An 18,017-nucleotide genomic window follows, 5' to 3' on the forward strand; every position below is an offset into this window, starting at 1 on the left:
ATCCCTTCGGGCGGGCTTTTCGTTGCAATCTTTTTCTCAAACTTCGACTTCGTTTAGTTATCAAAAAAGGATTTCCACTTCAATCCCTATTGCATTTTATTAATTTCTAAACTCGAGCTTCGAAATTCGTTTTTTTAAGAATATCTTTTCTTTCTAATCCAAAATCCAATTCCAGCTAATAAAGCAATAATAGCAGTTGGAACAAGTAGATTAATCATTTGCCAAGTAGATTTTTCTTGTAAAACAGTTGTTTCGCTCAACAAAGGAATCTCTAATTTACGATTACGTAGAGCCAAGAAATCAGAATCACCTAATAAATAATCCATCGCATTCATTACAAATGTTTGGTTGGCGTATGTTTTCGGTTTTCCGTCTGGATTATCTGGACGAACCGAAAATTTATTTTCTCCTAATTGCATCGGAATTCCTCTCCACAAAGCATTTTTCAAAACATCTCCGTCCGAAATAACGATCATTTTTCCGTCAGTAGTTTTCGGTTTGAAATTCGGAAATTCTTTACGTTCGTAACGCGAAGCATAAGCCGAATTGAAATTACCTTCTAACAAAACTGCCATCGGAATTTTTCCCATTTTATATTCTTCAGGATTCTCGATTTCAACTTCGTTTAATTGAATATAATTTAAAGCAGGTTTCAAACTTGATTGTTCAGAAGAACTCAATAAAACCGTTTGCTTAATATTTGGATTTTTTAGTAATTCGATTGGATTTGCAAATTGGAATAAAACAGGATCGATTGAACTTGTAATTGGGTTTTCTTCTCCTTTAATTCCTAACTCAAAATAAGGCCAATTGTAATAATTGTAACTTGTATTTCCTGCCGTTTCACCATCAGCCAAAACAATTTGCGCCCCATTCATATCCTTTATAACAGCCGGATGAATGCGAACACCATAATTGAATAAGAAATCATTTAACTTCAAATCTCTTGGAAAAGCAACGATTTTTCCACTTCGGAAAATAGAATCCATTTCAGCATCGACAGTTTCCACAGCCATCATCATTTTTCCACCATTCATGATATATTGATCCAAAACCAATTTATCCATATCAGAAAAAGGTAATGTAGGTTTTGCGATAATTAACGCATCAAAACGTTTCAAACTATCCAAATCAGAAGGTTGTAAAGTAAACGATTTGTTTGCAATTGGATTAAGGTAGATCTCAACATCATATTTTTCTGACAAAGCAGAACCTAATCCTTGAATATTAGCTTCTGGTAATTCGTCATGATGAACGATAAAACCAACTCTTTTGCGCTCAAAATTGGTTGCTTTCTGAATTTTTTCGGCAAATAAATATTCTAATTTTTCTGTTGAAGCCAACGCTAATTTATCAAATGGAGTAGAAGGGTCATTGACCAAAACCTCCATATAAGTCGATTTGTCGCCGTAAGTTAATTTTGCGTACGGATAAACATTCAAAATTCCTTTGTCGGTTTTAATCGGAACTGGAGTCAATTTATTTTGCTCTAATTCGGCTTGTCCTAAATCGACAGGATCAATAAAAGAATAAGAAATATTGCTATTTTTTTCGCGAAGTTCGTCTAATAAAAACTGAATTTCGTTTTTCAAAATTCTGTAATCGCCCGTTAAATCTCCACCCAAAAGAATTTCAATTTTAAGCGGTTGTTTTACATTTTCTACTAACTTTTCTGTTGTAGAAGTTAACGTAAAACGTTTGTCTTTCGTCATGTCAATTCGTGTGTAAACAAATTGAGCGATGATAAAAAGCGCGATAAATGCGATGAAAGTAATTAGATGTTTTTTGTTTAATTTTTTCATGGCACTATTTTTTATTTTCAAGATTAACGATTGAAATTTGATTTAAAATTCCAATCAAAATCAAAAAGTAAAGTAAATCTCGTGTGTCAATAATTCCTTTCAAAAACTGGTTGTAATGTGTAAAACTTCCAATTTTTTGAACATAGAAATCCATCGAACCAAGTAAATTATAAGACGCTAAACTTTCGAATCCATAAAAAATAATGAAGCAAAAGAAAACCGCCAAAACATAAGCCATTACTTGATTCTTGGTAATAGAAGAGGTAAATAAACCAATTGCGGCGAATAAGTTTCCTAAAAAGAAAAGTCCTAAATAGCCAGAAAAAATTGTTCCGTAATCTAATTCTTGTTCAGGCATCAAAAATTCTTGCAACGTAATGATGAACAAGAAAGTTGAAAGCAGACAAAAAACGACAACTGAAACGACTGCTAAATATTTGCCCCAAATAATTTGGTTATTTTTTATAGGTAGTGTAAATAACCACAATAATGTGCCGTTTGCTTGCTCTTCCGCGATTAATTTCATCGTTAAAGCTGGAATCATGAATAGAAAAATCCAAGGTCCGACAAAGAAAAAACTATTTAAAGTTGCATTTCCCGTATTGAAAACATTGAATTCGTTATCAAAAAACCAAAGGAACAAAACCGAAACGATAACAAATGTCGCGGTTGCTAAATAGGCGGTGAAGCCTAAATAAAAATTGGAAAACTCTTTTTTGAAGATCGTCCACATGTTATTTTTTATTATTACGATTAATTAAACGTACAATAAGCATAAGTAGTATACCACAACCAAAGAAACTGACAATTGACCAATACCAATCTCGACCAAAATCTGTTTTTTGAATCACAGCAAACACGATAACAAATAATAAAATTGTTGCCAATTCGTTCATCATTCGCAGTTGAACAGAAGTGTATTTGAAAACTTTATTTTGAATTTGTTTCAACGTTCGCCAGCACCAAAAATGATAAATTAATAAAACACTTATCATTCCCAATTTACTTTTCATCCAAGGCATATGCAGCAAACCTTGATTTTTGTAAAGCATATTCAATCCCATTGTAATCAAAATAACCAAAGCAGGAGCGGTAATTACATTCCATAATTTTTTCTCCATGTAGGTATATTGATCCTGCAAAATTGATTTTTTTGGTTCTTCCATTTGTTGCGTTTCTGTATGATAAATCATTAAACGAACAATGTAAAATAAACCAGCAAAGTAACTTACCACGAAGATAACGTGTATTGCTTTGTATATTAAATAATTATAAGTCATATAGTTATTGTAAACTCTCTAATACTAAATTTTCTCAGCGTTAATTTTCAAATTCAATTGTAATTGTATCGTTTTTCTTCAATCCCATTAACTGATTCGCACCTCCTGATATCGTTGGATTACTTTTGTATAAAGTAACTTCTAAGAATCCTGCCGAATTAAACAAACACAATGTTCGCCCAAAAGCTTGCACTTCTTTGTTAAAATCTTGTACAACTTCGTTGTAATGCTCATAAATAACAGTAATATCGGTCATCGAGAAATCTTTTTGACGAAGCAAAATTTTATATTTTCTGTCTTGTGCAATTTCATCGAAAAAATCTTTTGAAATATTACTTACAACATTCCCAAAATGATCAATATAAATCACATTTCCTATGATATATTTATCATCGCGATAAATTGGTTTCAACTCATTCAATTGTTTCATTTCTGTACGTTTGTTCCCTAAAAGAGCCGGAACTCCGCCACGCGCCAAGTGACATGCAACTGGCACAAAACAATTTTTCATTGGAAATAGACTGTCTATTCCTTCTGGATAAGCAGTGATTTCGTAAATTTCTTCTGGTTGATTTTTTTGACAAATCAAGGATAAAATTCCATTATCTGCACAAATAAAATAATGATGATTGATTAATGCACAAATTGGCTTTTGATAAGGCGTACTTAAGGCATTAATCCCAATAATATGTATAGTTCCTTCAGGAAATTCTTCGTAAGAATTACGAATGATATAGGCAGCTTCAGATAAATCATAAGGATTAACATGATGCGAAATATCTACAATTGTAACATCGGCCAATTCCTTTAGAATTGCGCCTTTAACGCTAGAAACAAAGTAATCTTTGACTCCAAAATCCGATGTTAATGTAATAATTGCCACTATTCTCTAATAATTAGCAAATATATTGTTTATTATTCTTTATTTTTGTGTAAGTGAACCAAAAAAACAATCTCATTTGACAGAAATTAATATTGAATTAGCCGAAATTAATGCTCAAGATTTTTATGGTGCTAATAATGAACATCTAAAAAGAATCAAAGAATATTATCCAAAATTAAAGATTGTTGCTCGCGGAAGAGAGTTGACAGTATTTGGAAATGAAGATGTTCTGAAAGTATTTGACCAAAAAATGCAAAGAGTAATTCAGCATATTCACAAATACAATCGACTATCTGATCGCGAACTCGAAATCATTATGACCGAAGATAATAATGAAATGCTTCAAATGAAAAAAGAAGACGAAATTATTGTACACGGTGTAAATGGTAAAATCATCAAACCTCAAACGCCTAATCAACAAAAGCTGGTACAAACTGTTTACAACAAAGATATGGTCTTTGCAATTGGACCTGCTGGTACGGGAAAAACCTATACGGCTGTTGCATTGGCGGTACAAGCGTTGAAGAACAAAGAAGTTCGCCGAATTATTATGACGCGTCCTGCTGTAGAAGCTGGAGAAAATTTAGGTTTTTTACCAGGTGATATGAAAGATAAATTAGATCCATATTTACAACCTTTGTACGATGCGTTGAAAGATATGATTCCGTTCGAGAAGCTTTCGTCTTATACAGAAAAAGGAGTGATAGAAGTTGCGCCTTTAGCATTTATGCGTGGTCGAACGTTGGACGGAGCTTTTGTAATTCTTGATGAAGCACAAAATACAACGTATGCCCAGATGAAAATGTTTTTGACGCGTATGGGAAAAAATTCTAAATTTATTATCACAGGAGATCCTGGTCAGGTCGATTTACCACCAAAACAAAAATCTGGTTTACGTGAAGCGATTAATATATTGAAAGATGTAAAAGATATCGGATTTATTTATTTGGATGATAAAGATGTTGTTCGACACAAGATTGTTCGCGAAGTCTTGAAAGCTTACAAAGTGAGTGAAGATAAAGAGCGAGAGAAAATAGATATAAAAAAGTAAATCAAAAAGCCAATTGTTTCTAAGAGCAATTGGCTTTTCGATTTAATATTTATGGCAGAATATTAAATTTATTCTTTTAGTGGATTAGTTTTTAAAGTAAAACCTAAAATGTTAAACGCTAATCCTATTGGCAAAATCATTCCTGCAATTAAGCTCATTCTATTAGAATCAGAAAATTCTAAGATTAATAAAATTGAAGTTAATATTAAAACTAATCCCGTTATATATAATATGTTTTTCATTTTATTATAAATTGTAATTCAATCAAATATAATGATTTATTTCTAATTTTTGTAAAAAATATTCAATTCTAAAATCAAGTAAATGTCATTCCAACAAAAGGGGAAATCTAAAATAAACTTATAACTAACAACTCAACACTTAAAACTTTTTCACATCAACCAACCTTTTTGTAATTTGTTGCATCTAACTTACAAATCAAACAATATGAAAAAGTTATTTTCTTTTTTCTTCGTTTTTGTTGGAATGTTTTTTTCTACAAAAATAAATGCGCAAGATATTCGAATCGGATTTCCGCGTATCGAAATCGGTGAACGCCCAGACGAAAATTCTGTGAGTTTGCAATCGATGGATGTACAAATTGAGATTTTTGGAAATTTAGCCAAAACGACAACAACTTTAGTTTTTATGAATTCGTCAAGTCGAAATCTCGAAGGGAATTTAGTTTTTCCTTTGCCCGAAAACACGACGGTTAATGGATATGCAATTGATATTAATGGAAAATTGCGAAATGCAGTTCCCGTTACAAAAGCGCGTGCGGTTGAGGTTTTCGAAAGTATTCAGAAGCAAAATATCGATCCCGGAATTATCGAAAAAGTAGAAGGAAATAATTTCCGAACTCGAATTTCTCCGATTCCAGCAAAAGGTTCGCGTACGATTCAGTTGTCATATTACCAAGAATTGAAATTGGATAAATCGTCGTATCAATATCATTTGCCATTAGATTCTTCGAAGAAGATTGCGAAGTTTAATTTGACAACAAAAGTGTACAATGCTGCTGAAAAACCGCAATTAATTGAAACGCCAGATGGCTCGTTCAATTTTTCTGAAAATAGTAATATATATGAAGCAAATTTGTCGAAAACAGATTTTACACCTAAAAAATCATTAATTATTAATCTTCCAAAATCGCCGAATAATGTAGAATCTTTTGTTCAGAAAAATGTAGATGGTTCGGTTTATTTTTATGCGAATTTATTGGTTGATGCAAAATCTCAACCAAAAGTTTGGTCAAAAAATATCGGAATAATTTGGGATAATTCGTTAAGTGGTTTGAAACGAAATCATCAAAAAGAATTAGAATTTTTAGATAAAATTATTTCTCAACAAAAAAATCTAAATATTGAAGTTTCGTTGTTGAATATTTCTTTGGAAAAATCGAGATTGTTTCAAATTAAAAATGGTGATTGGTCTGAATTGAAAAAATATTTGGAAAATGTGACATATGATGGAGGAACAAATTATGCAAAAATTCTTCCAACAAATCTGAAAGCAGACGAATATCTTTTGTTTTCTGATGGAATTTCATCTTTTGGCTCGAATATTTTTAATATCGATAAATCTTTCTATACAATTGCGTCTTCGCCGACTTCTAATTATGGTGTTTTGAAAATGATTGCGCAAAAAGCTGGTGGAAAATTTATCAATCTAAATGAAAATTCTGTAGAAAATGCGTTCAAACAAATCAATGAAAGTTCGGTTCAATTCTTAGGAATTATCAATAATACAGCAGGAGAAGTTTATCCAATTTCGACAAATGATGTGAACAATGGAATTTCGATTGCGGGAATTTCTCAGTATCCAAATGCAAAATTAACGATGATGTTTGGACGAAATGGAAAAGTGGAATTCAACAAAGAATTGGATTTGAGTAAATCAACTCAAAATCTTGAAATTAGTAAAATTTGGGCGCAAAGCAAAGTGAATTATTTGGAATTGAATCCAGAGCAAAATAAAACTGAAATTGAAGAAATTGGGAAACAATTTTCGATTGTAACATCGAATACAAGTTTGATTGTTTTGGAAAATGTTTCGGATTATGTAAAGTATAAAATCAATCCACCAGCGGAATTGCAAAATGAATTTAATAAATTATCGAAACAAGGTTTTGAACAAAAAGAAACTCGAAAAGCTGATTTGTTGAAAAATGCAATTGTGAAAGCAAAGGAATTGAAAGAGTGGTGGAAGAAAGATTTTAAATATGTAAAACCAAAATATCCAAAGCCTGTTACGGATTCTATAACTTATTTAGAAGAGACTGCGCAAGTGAATATGGTAATGCCAGAACCAAGAGCTATGGCTGCAATGGAAGTTAGAACTGAAGGAAGTCCAACTACAACATCTAATATGAGAATTAGAGGAGCGTCAAGTTTGAATAATTCTGTTGATAAAAAAATGAAGGATGAATCATCAGCTTCGGTTCCAGAAATTAAAATAGTCAATGTAAAATCGGATAAACAATACATGAAGTTGATAGAAGCGTCTAAAAATCCATATCAAACTTATTTAGATTTGAGAAAAGATTATGCCGAAACACCTGCGTATTATTTTGATGTGGCAACATTTTTCTTTCAGAAAAAAGAAAAAGAAACTGGTCTTAAAATTTTAAGCTCGATTGCAGATTTAGGTTTGGAAGATGCTGAATTGTATAAAATGTTAGCGTACAAATTGAAAGAAATTGAGGAGTATCAAACAGAATTATTTATCACGAAAAAAGTATTAGATTGGCGACCTTTTGATGCGCAAAGTTATAGAGATTATGCGTTGTCGTTACAAGATAATGAGCAATATCAATCGGCTTTAGAGCATTTATATAAAGTATTGACCAACGATTATTCGATAGAAATTGCTAATCGTGATCGAGATATTACAGAGATTATTGTTCCTGAAATTAATAATTTGATTTCGCTTCATCGAAAAGAATTGAATTTATCGAAAATTAATAAAGATATCATTGTTGATATTCCGGTTGATATTCGTGTGGTGATGAATTGGAATAAAGATATGACCGATATTGATTTGTGGGTGACGGATCCAAATGGCGAGAAATGTTTTTACGGACATCGTACAACTGCGATTGGTGGACGAATGAGTGAGGATGTGACGCAAGGTTTCGGACCAGAACAATTTATGTTAAAAAAAGCGATCAAAGGAAAATATAAAATAGAAACGAATTTTTTCGGAGAAAGACAAATGAGTATTTCAGGGCCAACAACTATTTCGGCAGAGATTTACTTGATGTATAGCTCAGGAAAACAAGTGAAGAAAATGATTACTTTCCAGAATAACAAGCCAAATTCTGGCGGCGAAGGAATTTTGGTTGGTGAATTTGAATTTTAGTAAATGGAAAAGGAATCTTGAAAGAGATTCCTTTTTTTTGCATAACGCATAATTCATCATTCATCATTAATAATTAAACTCACATCCACTGATTTCGATCCAAACTTCTGTACTGAATAGCTTCACTAATATGTTTTGAAAGAATAGTTTCAGAATTATCTAAATCTGCAATTGTTCGTCCAACCCTAATAATTCGATCATACGCACGAGCAGAAAGATTTAATTTTTCCATAACAACTTTGATTAAATGCTTCGAATGATCATCTAAATCACAAAAAGTATCCAACTCTTTTGGTCCCATTTGCGAGTTGTAATGGACTTTTGTATTTTCAAATCGTTTGGTCTGGATATTTCTTGCATTAATGACACGTTCACGAATCACAGCACTTTTTTCGCCACGACGTTCTTGCGACAAATCATCAAACGGAACAGGATTCACTTCGATATGTAAATCAATTCGGTCCAAAAGTGGTCCAGAAATTTTATTCATATAACGTTGCATTTCCGCTAAAGAGGAAGTGTTGTTTGGATCATCCATAAAATAACCGCTCGGACTTGGATTCATAGAAGCTACTAACATAAAACTCGCAGGATAATTCACAGTGAATTTTGCCCTCGAAATTGTGACTTCTCGATCTTCCAAAGGTTGACGCATAACTTCTAAAACAGTTCGCTTAAATTCGGGTAATTCATCCAAAAACAAAACACCATTATGCGCCAAAGAAATTTCTCCAGGTTGTGGATAAGAACCACCGCCGACTAAGGCGACATCCGATATAGAATGATGTGGACTAGAAAAAGGACGACTTACAATTAATGATTTGTTAGATAATTTTCCAGCAACGCTATGAATTTTTGTTGTTTCGAGCGCTTCTTGTACGGTCATTTTCGGAAGAATTGAAGCAATTCGTTTGGCTAACATTGTTTTTCCACTTCCTGGAGGACCGATCAAAATAATGTTATGTCCTCCTGCAGCAGCGATTTCCATCGCACGTTTTACATTTTCTTGACCTTTTACATCAGCAAAATCGAAAGGATAATTATTCATTTCACTAAAAAAATAATCATCTAAATTAACTTGATGAGGTTGTAAAATGATTTCTTCGTTAAAATAATCAACAACTTCTCTGATGTTATTAACCGCAAAAACATCGATTCCTTCTACAACAGCTGCTTCGTCTGCATTTTGTTTGGGTAAAATAATTCCTTCGAAACCTTCTTCTTTTGCTTGTATTGCAATCGGCAATGCACCTTTTATAGGTCGAAGTGAACCATCTAGCGATAATTCGCCCATCATTATAAATTTATGGAGTTGTTCAGAATTTACTTGCTCCGAAGCTGCTAAAATTCCAATTGCGATTGGTAAATCATAGGCAGAACCTTCTTTTTGTAAATCTGCTGGCGCCATATTAATCGTGATTTTTTTACCAGGTAATTTCAAATTAGAATTTTTTAGTGCAGCATTTATCCTAAAATTACTTTCTTTTATTGCGCTATCGGGCAAACCAACCAAATGATACCCGACACCTTGATCAATATTAACTTCCACAATAATTGTTTTTGCGGAAACTCCGAAAATAGCACTTGCAAAAATTTTCACTAACATAAAATATTTTTTTATAAATTTACTTCCTTTTTCTATTGAATAAAATAGCTGAAAGGATTTAAGTATTTAATAATTAATTAAATAATACACTTTGGTGTAAATTCTATATGAAAAAAGAAAAATATTCTTTTGAATTTGAACGATTCGAGAGTAAATCTGAGCTTGCAGCAGAACAAAAAAAAGTAGTAGAAGAGGCTTATGATATTTCGTTGAATGCATATGCGCCTTATTCTAATTTCAATGTTGGTGCATCTGTTCAATTAGAAAATGGAGAAATTTTTTCGAGTTCAAATCAAGAAAATGCTTCGTATCCAGTCGGAACTTGTGCCGAAAGAGGTTTATTGGCTTATGTAAATGCAAACTTCCCAAATATTAAGATTGAAAAATTGGCTGTTTCTACGCCAAATGTCAATTATCCATTGCCTCCATGCGGGATGTGTCGTCAATATATTTTAGAGATCGAAAAGAAGCAATCGCAACCAATCGAAATTATTTTATCTGGAAAAGAAGGTGATGTTTTGGTGATAAATTCTGCTAAAGATTTGCTTCCATTGCATTTTACTGATGAATTTTTAGGGTAGCAATTTTGTACACTAAATAGATTAGTTTAAATTTGTTCCAACGGAATTGTGCAATTATGGAAAAATTAACGCAAGAAACGTACCTACAATGGTATCGTGATATGACTTTTTGGCGTCGCTTCGAAGATAAGTGTCGTTCATTATATTTAAAGCAAAAAATTAGAGGTTTCTTACATTTATACAATGGACAAGAAGCTTTACCAGCTGGTTTTATTCATGCAATGAAACCTGGAGTAGATCATGTGATTACTGCTTATCGTTGTCACGTTTGGCCTATGGCTTTGGGTGTAGATCCAAAACGTATTTTGGCTGAATTATGTGGTAAAGAAACAGGAACTTCTCATGGTTTAGGAGGATCTATGCACGTTTTCAGTAAAGAACATAATTTTTATGGAGGACACGGAATCGTTGGTGGACAAATTCCATTAGGAGCAGGAATTGCTTTTGGTGATAAATTCTTCAACCGCGATGGTGTGACAATCTGTTTAATGGGAGATGGTGCAACTCGTCAAGGAACATTACATGAAACATTTAACATGGCGATGAACTGGAAATTACCAGTTGTTTTTGTGTGCGAAAACAATCAATACGCTATGGGAACTTCTGTTTCTCGTACTGCAAACCACGAAGATATTTGGAAATTAGGTTTAGGATACGAAATGCCTTGTATGCCTGTAGATGGTATGGATCCTGTAAAAGTTGCAGAAGCAGCTTACGAAGCTATCGAAAGAGCGCGTCGTGGAGATGGACCAACTTTCTTAGATGTACGTACATATCGTTATAGAGGTCACTCTATGTCTGATGCTGAGCCTTATCGTACAAAAGAAGAGGTAGAAGAGTACAAACAAGAAGATCCAATCTTGAATGTTGAGAATCATATCTTAGTAAACAATTGGGCAACTAAAGAACAATTAGATGCAATTGTTGATGAAGTAAAAGTGATGGTAGAAGAATGTGCAGAATTTGCAGAAAACTCTAACTATCCAGAAGAACACGTAATGTATGATTATATCTATTCAGAAGAAAATTATCCATTCTTAGATAAAATCGAAAACAACTAAAAACCATGGCAGAAATTATTACAATGCCTCGCTTAAGCGATACAATGGAAGAAGGAACTGTTGTAAAATGGCACAAAAATGTAGGAGATAAAATTGCTGAGGGTGATATCTTAGCAGAAATCGAAACAGATAAAGCAATCCAAGAATTCGAATCAGAATTTGATGGAGTATTATTATATCAAGGTGTTGCAGAAGGTGTATCAACAAATGTTGATGAAGTTTTAGCAATCATCGGAAATGAAGGAGAAGATATTTCAGGTTTAATCGGAGGAGGAGCAAAAGCGACTACTGAAGTGAAAGAAGAAAAATCAACTCCCAGCGAAACAAAAACAGAAGAAGCAAAACCTGCTGCAGAAATCCCTGCAAATGTGGAAGTAATTACAATGCCTCGCCTTTCTGATACAATGGAAGAAGGAACTGTAGTTGTTTGGCACAAAAATGTTGGAGATCAAGTTGCGGAAGGTGATATTTTAGCAGAAATTGAAACAGATAAAGCAGTGCAAGAATTCGAATCAGAATTTGATGGTGTTTTATTATATCAAGGAGCTAAAGTGAACGAGCCTGCACCAGTAGATTCTGTTTTAGCAATTATTGGTGAAGCTGGTACTGACGTTTCTGCAATTGTAGCAAACGGAGGTAAAGTTGCTGCACCAGCAGTTTCTACAGAAGTTGTTGATGACGAAAAACCAGTAGTTGTACAATTAGATGTAAATAATAAGGTTGAAGAAACTTCTTCTTCTGATCGTATTTTTGCATCGCCATTAGCAAAAACAATTGCAAAAGATAAAGGAATTAATTTAGCAGAGGTGAAAGGTTCTGGTGATAATGGACGTATCGTGAAAAAAGATATCGAAAATTATCAACCATCTGCTCAACCAAAAGCGGAAGCAAAATCTGAATCAGTTAAACCAGCTCAAACTTTTGTTTCTGGAGAAGATAAAGTGATTCCAAATTCTCAAATGAGAAAAGTTATCGCTAAACGTTTGGCTGAATCTAAATTTACAGCTCCTCATTATTACTTAAATGTAGAGTTGGATATGGATAATGCGATTGCTGCGCGCAAACAATTAAACTCAGTGCCTGATACGAAAATTTCATTCAACGATATGATTGTGAAAGCATGTGCAATGGCTTTACGCAAACATCCAGCTGTTAATTCTACTTGGACAGATACAGAAATTATTCAACATGGAGATATCAATATCGGTGTGGCAGTTGCTGTAGAAGATGGTTTATTGGTTCCTGTTGTTAAAAATACAGATCAAAAATCATTTGCTCAAATTTCTGCTGAGGTCAAAGATTATGCAGGTCGTGCAAGAGATCGCAAATTAAAAGCAGATGAAATGGAAAAATCAACATTCTCTGTTTCAAACTTAGGTATGTTTGGAATCGAATCATTCACATCGATTATCAATCAACCAAACTCTTGTATCCTATCAGTTGGTTCAATTATTCAAAAACCAGTTGTAAAAGACGGACAAGTTGTAGTTGGTAACACAATGAAATTATCTTTAGCTTGTGATCACAGAACAGTAGACGGAGCAACAGGTGCACAATTCTTACAAACATTAAGAATGTACATCGAAAATCCTGTTACAATGTTAGTGTAAGCTAAGATTTAATATATTTTTTTAAAGACCATTCATCGAATGGTCTTTTTTTTGTTATAGATTTTATGAATTTGTATCTTTAATCTCTAAAGTAATTAATTTAATGAAGCAACTAAAATTCTACTTTAATATTTTAAAACAGACAATTGTTGAATTTGGTGAGGACCGAATTATGAAATTGAGCGCTTCGTTAACTTATTACGCATTGTTTTCACTTTCACCATTAATTCTGATTGTAATTTCCAGTGCAAGTTTATTCTTTAAGAAAGATGCTATCGAAAACCGAATGTTTTATGAGCTTAAAAATATTGTTGGTCCAGATGTCGCTTTAGCTGTACAAAATTTTGTTACAAATTCTACCATTTCAGGAGATAGTTCGCTTGCTTTATATATAGGTATCGGAATTTTGATTTTTGGTTCTACAACAATGTTCACCGATATGCAAGATAGTCTCAATCTTATTTGGCGTGTCGAAGCAGTTCCTCGTAGAGCTTGGTTGAAATTTGTAATAAATAGAGGGCTTTCATTTTTGATTATCCTTTCATTAGGAATAGTTTTAATAGCAACAGTAATATTAAATAGTATATTAATGAGTTTTGGAGAAGAAATTTTCAGTCTTTTCGAACTCGATACCATTATGACGAAGACCACAGTTATTCTTCTTAATAATACATTGAGTATTTCAATCTCGATTTTGATATTTTATATTCTCTTCAAGATTCTTCCCGATGCACGTATCAAAGCAAAACAAGCTTTTGTAGGAGCGTTTTTTACGGCGATTCTATTCTTTATTGCAAAATATTTAATTGGTATTTATATCGCAAACTCCAAATATTCTACCATTTTTGGATCGGCAGGTTCGTTGGTTATTCTTTTGTTGTGGATTTATTATGTTGCAACAATTCTATATTTCGGCGCAAAATTCACAAAAGTATTTGCCGAAGCCAAAGGTTACCCTATTATTCCAAAACGAAATGCGAAGCTTAGAAAAGTGTCTTTTGTAGATCATATTGCAGAAAAACACGATTACAAAAGTATCGATTAATAATAATTGATTTTTTTTTGAATAAACAATTGTCGCGAAGCGACAATTTCTCCCGAGTAGATAGCCACAAAGTATCCGTTGTTGATTTGCTTAAATCAGCAAACCATCACCGTCTAATCATTTCTTGCGGTAAAAACGAAATACGAAACTATCCCCTTGAGGGGATTATAGGAGTGTTTTTTTAGTTCAGAGTAGTAAGTAATGAGTTCTAAGTTTCGAGAAACAGAAAAATATACTATATAATATACACAATCCTTTTTAGTATTCTTATAAATCTCTCGATAAAATTATCTCCACCCAGTCCTGCTGAACTCGTTTCAGCATCACATCCAAATAATCAAAAACAAATTTTCTTATTTTTAACTAAATCGAAAAAATGACCTTTCAATAAAAAGGCGTTCATAAATGAAGAAATTCGAAGCGAAGAAAAAGATTTAGCCGATAGGTTTTTAAATCTTTTCGCGCAGAATGAATCATTTTAGCTTTTTTATTGAGGTCTTGATTTTAATACCCAAAATCATCTCATGATTTTTTCTCTTAATCTCAAATGTTTTGTATCAAGACAAAATGAATGAATATATCTAAGCTCCACAGGAGTTTCTCTTCCTAATTTCAAATGTTTTGTATCAAGACAAAATGAAAGTATTTTCCTTTGTTATTCTATTATTCCACTAAATCCCCATAATTTTCCATTCGTAAATCCAAAATCGTCACTCGTAAATCATCCATTTTCCCGTCTAAAATTGTCGATCTCTCGTTTTAAACCTAAAAATTTCAAAAAATATTTCGCGTCATACCAGCAACTTAAGAACAGAATGTAAAATAAATGTAAATTATGTTTGGAAAAGCGGAAAAAGGGTACGTATATTTGCAACCTCAATACGAAAGACGAGTAGTATTGAAATTGACATAGGGACTTATATAGCGATAAAAATTATTTAAAAATAAATTTGCGAGTTTAGAAATAAGTATTACCTTTGCAAACCGATCCCGAAAGGAGTTTTGGAGTGAAAGTAAATTTGACTTATTGAAATAAAAACTTTAAAAATTTTCGAAATAAAATTTGTTAGTTAAAAAATAAGTATTACCTTTGCAACCGCAAATACCGAGAGGTTTTGCTAAGATGAGAAGTTCATTTGAAATTATAAAATATACAGAAGAAAAAATAGCCGAATAAAACGAAGTCAATCCTTGGATAATGGAGCTATAGGAAATTCGAAGTTGTAAAAAACAGAAGCTAACGCTTCAAAAAAAAATTATTTACAATGGAGAGTTTGATCCTGGCTCAGGATGAACGCTAGCGGGAGGCTTAACACATGCAAGCCGAGGGGTATATTTCTTTCGGGAGATAGAGACCGGCGCACGGGTGCGTAACGCGTATGCAACTTGCCCTACTGAAAAGGATAGCCCTTCGAAAGGAGGATTAATACTTTATAATAGAAATCATGGCATCATGAATTTTTGAAAGATTTATCGCAGTAGGATAGGCATGCGTAAGATTAGTTAGTTGGTGAGGTAACGGCTCACCAAGACGATGATCTTTAGGGGGCCTGAGAGGGTGAACCCCCACACTGGTACTGAGACACGGACCAGACTCCTACGGGAGGCAGCAGTGAGGAATATTGGACAATGGGTGGAAGCCTGATCCAGCCATCCCGCGTGTAGGATGACGGCCTTATGGGTTGTAAACTACTTTTATCTGGGGATAAACCTACTTACGTGTAAGTAGCTGAAGGTACCAGAAGAATAAGCACCGGCTAACTCCGTGCCAGCAGCCGCGGTAATACGGAGGGTGCAAGCGTTATCCGGATTTATTGGGTTTAAAGGGTCCGTAGGCGGATTAATCAGTCAGTGGTGAAATCTCATAGCTTAACTATGAAACTGCCATTGATACTGTTAGTCTTGAGTGATGTTGAAGTTGCTGGAATGTGTAGTGTAGCGGTGAAATGCTTAGATATTACGCAGAACACCAATTGCGAAGGCAGGTGACTAAACATAAACTGACGCTGATGGACGAAAGCGTGGGGAGCGAACAGGATTAGATACCCTGGTAGTCCACGCCGTAAACGATGGATACTTGCTGTTGGATTTTCGGATTCAGTGGCTAAGCGAAAGTTATAAGTATCCCACCTGGGGAGTACGTTCGCAAGAATGAAACTCAAAGGAATTGACGGGGGCCCGCACAAGCGGTGGAGCATGTGGTTTAATTCGATGATACGCGAGGAACCTTACCAAGGCTTAAATGCAATTTGACAGATCTAGAAATAGATTTTTCTTCGGACAGAATGCAAGGTGCTGCATGGCTGTCGTCAGCTCGTGCCGTGAGGTGTTAGGTTAAGTCCTGCAACGAGCGCAACCCCTATCATTAGTTGCCAGCGTTTAAAGACGGGGACTCTAATGAGACTGCCGGTGCAAACCGCGAGGAAGGTGGGGACGACGTCAAGTCATCACGGCCCTTACGTCTTGGGCTACACACGTGCTACAATGGTAAGTACAGAGGGCAGCTACTTGGCAACAAGATGCGAATCTCAAAAACTTATCTCAGTTCGGATTGGAGTCTGCAACTCGACTCTATGAAGCTGGAATCGCTAGTAATCGCATATCAGCCATGATGCGGTGAATACGTTCCCGGGCCTTGTACACACCGCCCGTCAAGCCATGGAAGCTGGGGGTACCTGAAGTCGGTGACCGTAAAAGGAGCTGCCTAGGGTAAAACTGGTAACTAGGGCTAAGTCGTAACAAGGTAGCCGTACCGGAAGGTGCGGCTGGAACATCTCATATTTAGAGAACGACGAATTTTCTTCTATTAGTAGAAGATTGATTTTGATTCGGCTTTTTATTCTGTAATATTTATAAATATAGACCACTCTTTAAGAGTATTAAAGAGTCTCATAGCTCAGCTGGTTAGAGCGCTACACTGATAATGTAGAGGTCGGCAGTTCGAGTCTGCCTGAGACTACTAATATAGTAAAGAGGGGGATTAGCTCAGCTGGCTAGAGCGCTTGCCTTGCACGCAAGAGGTCATCGGTTCGACTCCGATATTCTCCACGAAGCGATAAACGAAGTTCGAACTTCGAAATTCGTTTAAAGCAGAAGAGTTCATTGACATTATTGAAAAAAAACATACAATCAAAACAGATTTAGAGATAAATCAAAGTTTATATAAGGTATACAATTAATCAAGAAAACGAGTAAGATTAACATAACCGCTCAATAATATGACGGTTAAATCGAGAAAAAAGTTACAAAGGGCGTACGGCGGATGCCTAGGCTTTGAGAGGCGATGAAGGACGTGATAAGCTGCGATAAGCTACGGGGAGCGGCACATACGCATTAATCCGTAGATTTCCGAATGGGACAACCCGGCATGTTGAAGACATGTCACTCACGTAAGTGAGAGCGAACGTTGGGAACTGAAACATCTAAGTACCAATAGGAAAAGAAATCAATTGAGATTCCGTAAGTAGTGGCGAGCGAACGCGGATTAGCCCTAAAGACTTTATAATGATAATAGAATAACCTGGAAAGGTTAACCGTAGAGGGTGATAGTCCCGTAAATGAAATTTTTATTAAGTTGATAACGAGTAAGGCGGAACACGAGAAATTCTGTCCGAATATGGGAGGACCATCTTCCAAGGCTAAATACTCCTCAAAGACCGATAGTGAACTAGTACTGTGAAGGAAAGGTGAAAAGCATTTCGAATAGAAAGTTGAAATAGAACCTGAAACCGTACGCCT

At 34.4% G+C, this 18,017-nt stretch carries 12 protein-coding genes, 2 tRNA genes and 2 rRNA genes (1 of these 16 running past the window's edge); 10 read left to right on the forward strand and 6 right to left on the reverse strand.

Annotation, left to right across the window (positions count from 1 at the left end; genetic code table 11):
- Nucleotides 1-134: 134 nt before the first annotated feature.
- From gldG to FH779_RS02445, 4 genes are read right to left on the reverse strand one after another with little or no spacing between them, the layout of a single operon-like run.
- Complete coding sequence (gene gldG, locus FH779_RS02430; RefSeq protein WP_244958008.1) at nucleotides 135-1,802, reverse strand: gliding motility-associated ABC transporter substrate-binding protein GldG; 1,668 nt, start codon at nucleotides 1,800-1,802, stop codon at nucleotides 135-137.
- Between the two features lie 4 nt (nucleotides 1,803-1,806).
- A complete protein-coding gene (locus FH779_RS02435; protein ID WP_180905923.1) occupies nucleotides 1,807-2,535 on the reverse strand; it encodes an ABC transporter permease subunit in 729 nt (242 codons plus the stop codon).
- A gap of 1 nt (nucleotide 2,536) precedes the next feature.
- Nucleotides 2,537-3,082 carry a CopD family protein gene (locus FH779_RS02440; RefSeq protein WP_038337072.1) on the reverse strand — a complete coding sequence of 182 codons (546 nt, stop codon included), beginning with the start codon at nucleotides 3,080-3,082 and terminating at the stop codon, nucleotides 2,537-2,539.
- Between the two features lie 40 nt (nucleotides 3,083-3,122).
- Nucleotides 3,123-3,965, reverse strand: a complete 843-nt coding sequence (locus FH779_RS02445; protein ID WP_135835240.1) for an SAM hydrolase/SAM-dependent halogenase family protein — start codon at nucleotides 3,963-3,965, stop codon at nucleotides 3,123-3,125.
- A 76-nt stretch (nucleotides 3,966-4,041) separates the two neighbouring features.
- Here FH779_RS02445 and FH779_RS02450 point away from each other — a divergent pair, with 76 nt between their 5' ends.
- A complete protein-coding gene (locus tag FH779_RS02450; protein ID WP_038337083.1) occupies nucleotides 4,042-5,016 on the forward strand; it encodes a PhoH family protein in 975 nt (324 codons plus the stop codon).
- A 68-nt stretch (nucleotides 5,017-5,084) separates the two neighbouring features.
- Here FH779_RS02450 and FH779_RS02455 read toward each other — a convergent pair whose 3' ends face one another.
- Nucleotides 5,085-5,258, reverse strand: coding sequence for a hypothetical protein (locus FH779_RS02455; protein ID WP_180905924.1), 174 nt, complete (start codon nucleotides 5,256-5,258; stop codon nucleotides 5,085-5,087).
- 205 nt (nucleotides 5,259-5,463) lie between these two features.
- On the opposite strand from FH779_RS02455, the gene FH779_RS02460 reads away from it, so the two are divergent.
- A complete protein-coding gene (locus tag FH779_RS02460) occupies nucleotides 5,464-8,376 on the forward strand; it encodes a VIT domain-containing protein (RefSeq protein WP_180905925.1) in 2,913 nt (970 codons plus the stop codon).
- Nucleotides 8,377-8,455: 79 nt separating this feature from the next.
- On the opposite strand, the gene FH779_RS02465 is transcribed toward FH779_RS02460, so the two are convergent.
- Nucleotides 8,456-9,982 (reverse strand): YifB family Mg chelatase-like AAA ATPase, encoded by a 1,527-nt coding sequence (locus tag FH779_RS02465; RefSeq protein WP_114999055.1) that lies wholly within the window; start codon nucleotides 9,980-9,982, stop codon nucleotides 8,456-8,458.
- Nucleotides 9,983-10,089: 107 nt separating this feature from the next.
- Here FH779_RS02465 and FH779_RS02470 point away from each other — a divergent pair, with 107 nt between their 5' ends.
- From FH779_RS02470 to FH779_RS02505, 8 genes are all read left to right on the forward strand, one after another.
- On the forward strand, nucleotides 10,090-10,563 hold the full coding sequence (locus FH779_RS02470) for a cytidine deaminase (RefSeq protein ID WP_038337075.1): 474 nt from the start codon (nucleotides 10,090-10,092) through the stop codon (nucleotides 10,561-10,563).
- A gap of 56 nt (nucleotides 10,564-10,619) precedes the next feature.
- Entirely contained in the window at nucleotides 10,620-11,624 is a 1,005-nt protein-coding gene (gene pdhA, locus FH779_RS02475) for a pyruvate dehydrogenase (acetyl-transferring) E1 component subunit alpha (RefSeq protein ID WP_114999057.1), read from the forward strand.
- 5 nt (nucleotides 11,625-11,629) lie between these two features.
- On the forward strand, nucleotides 11,630-13,234 hold the full coding sequence (locus FH779_RS02480; RefSeq protein WP_180905926.1) for a pyruvate dehydrogenase complex dihydrolipoamide acetyltransferase: 1,605 nt from the start codon (nucleotides 11,630-11,632) through the stop codon (nucleotides 13,232-13,234).
- A gap of 103 nt (nucleotides 13,235-13,337) precedes the next feature.
- Nucleotides 13,338-14,279 (forward strand): YihY/virulence factor BrkB family protein, encoded by a 942-nt coding sequence (locus tag FH779_RS02485; protein WP_180905927.1) that lies wholly within the window; start codon nucleotides 13,338-13,340, stop codon nucleotides 14,277-14,279.
- Nucleotides 14,280-15,541: 1,262 nt separating this feature from the next.
- A 16S ribosomal RNA gene (locus FH779_RS02490) occupies nucleotides 15,542-17,060 on the forward strand.
- 104 nt (nucleotides 17,061-17,164) lie between these two features.
- A tRNA-Ile gene (locus FH779_RS02495) sits at nucleotides 17,165-17,238 on the forward strand.
- Between the two features lie 15 nt (nucleotides 17,239-17,253).
- Nucleotides 17,254-17,327: transfer RNA gene (locus FH779_RS02500), tRNA-Ala, on the forward strand.
- Nucleotides 17,328-17,514: 187 nt separating this feature from the next.
- Nucleotides 17,515-18,017 (forward strand): 23S ribosomal RNA (locus tag FH779_RS02505); it runs 2,281 nt beyond the window's last position.
- Together the 16S and 23S rRNA genes with 2 tRNA genes alongside form the textbook arrangement of a ribosomal RNA operon.

Source organism: Empedobacter falsenii (assembly GCF_013488205.1).
Taxonomy (GTDB): domain Bacteria; phylum Bacteroidota; class Bacteroidia; order Flavobacteriales; family Weeksellaceae; genus Empedobacter; species Empedobacter falsenii_C.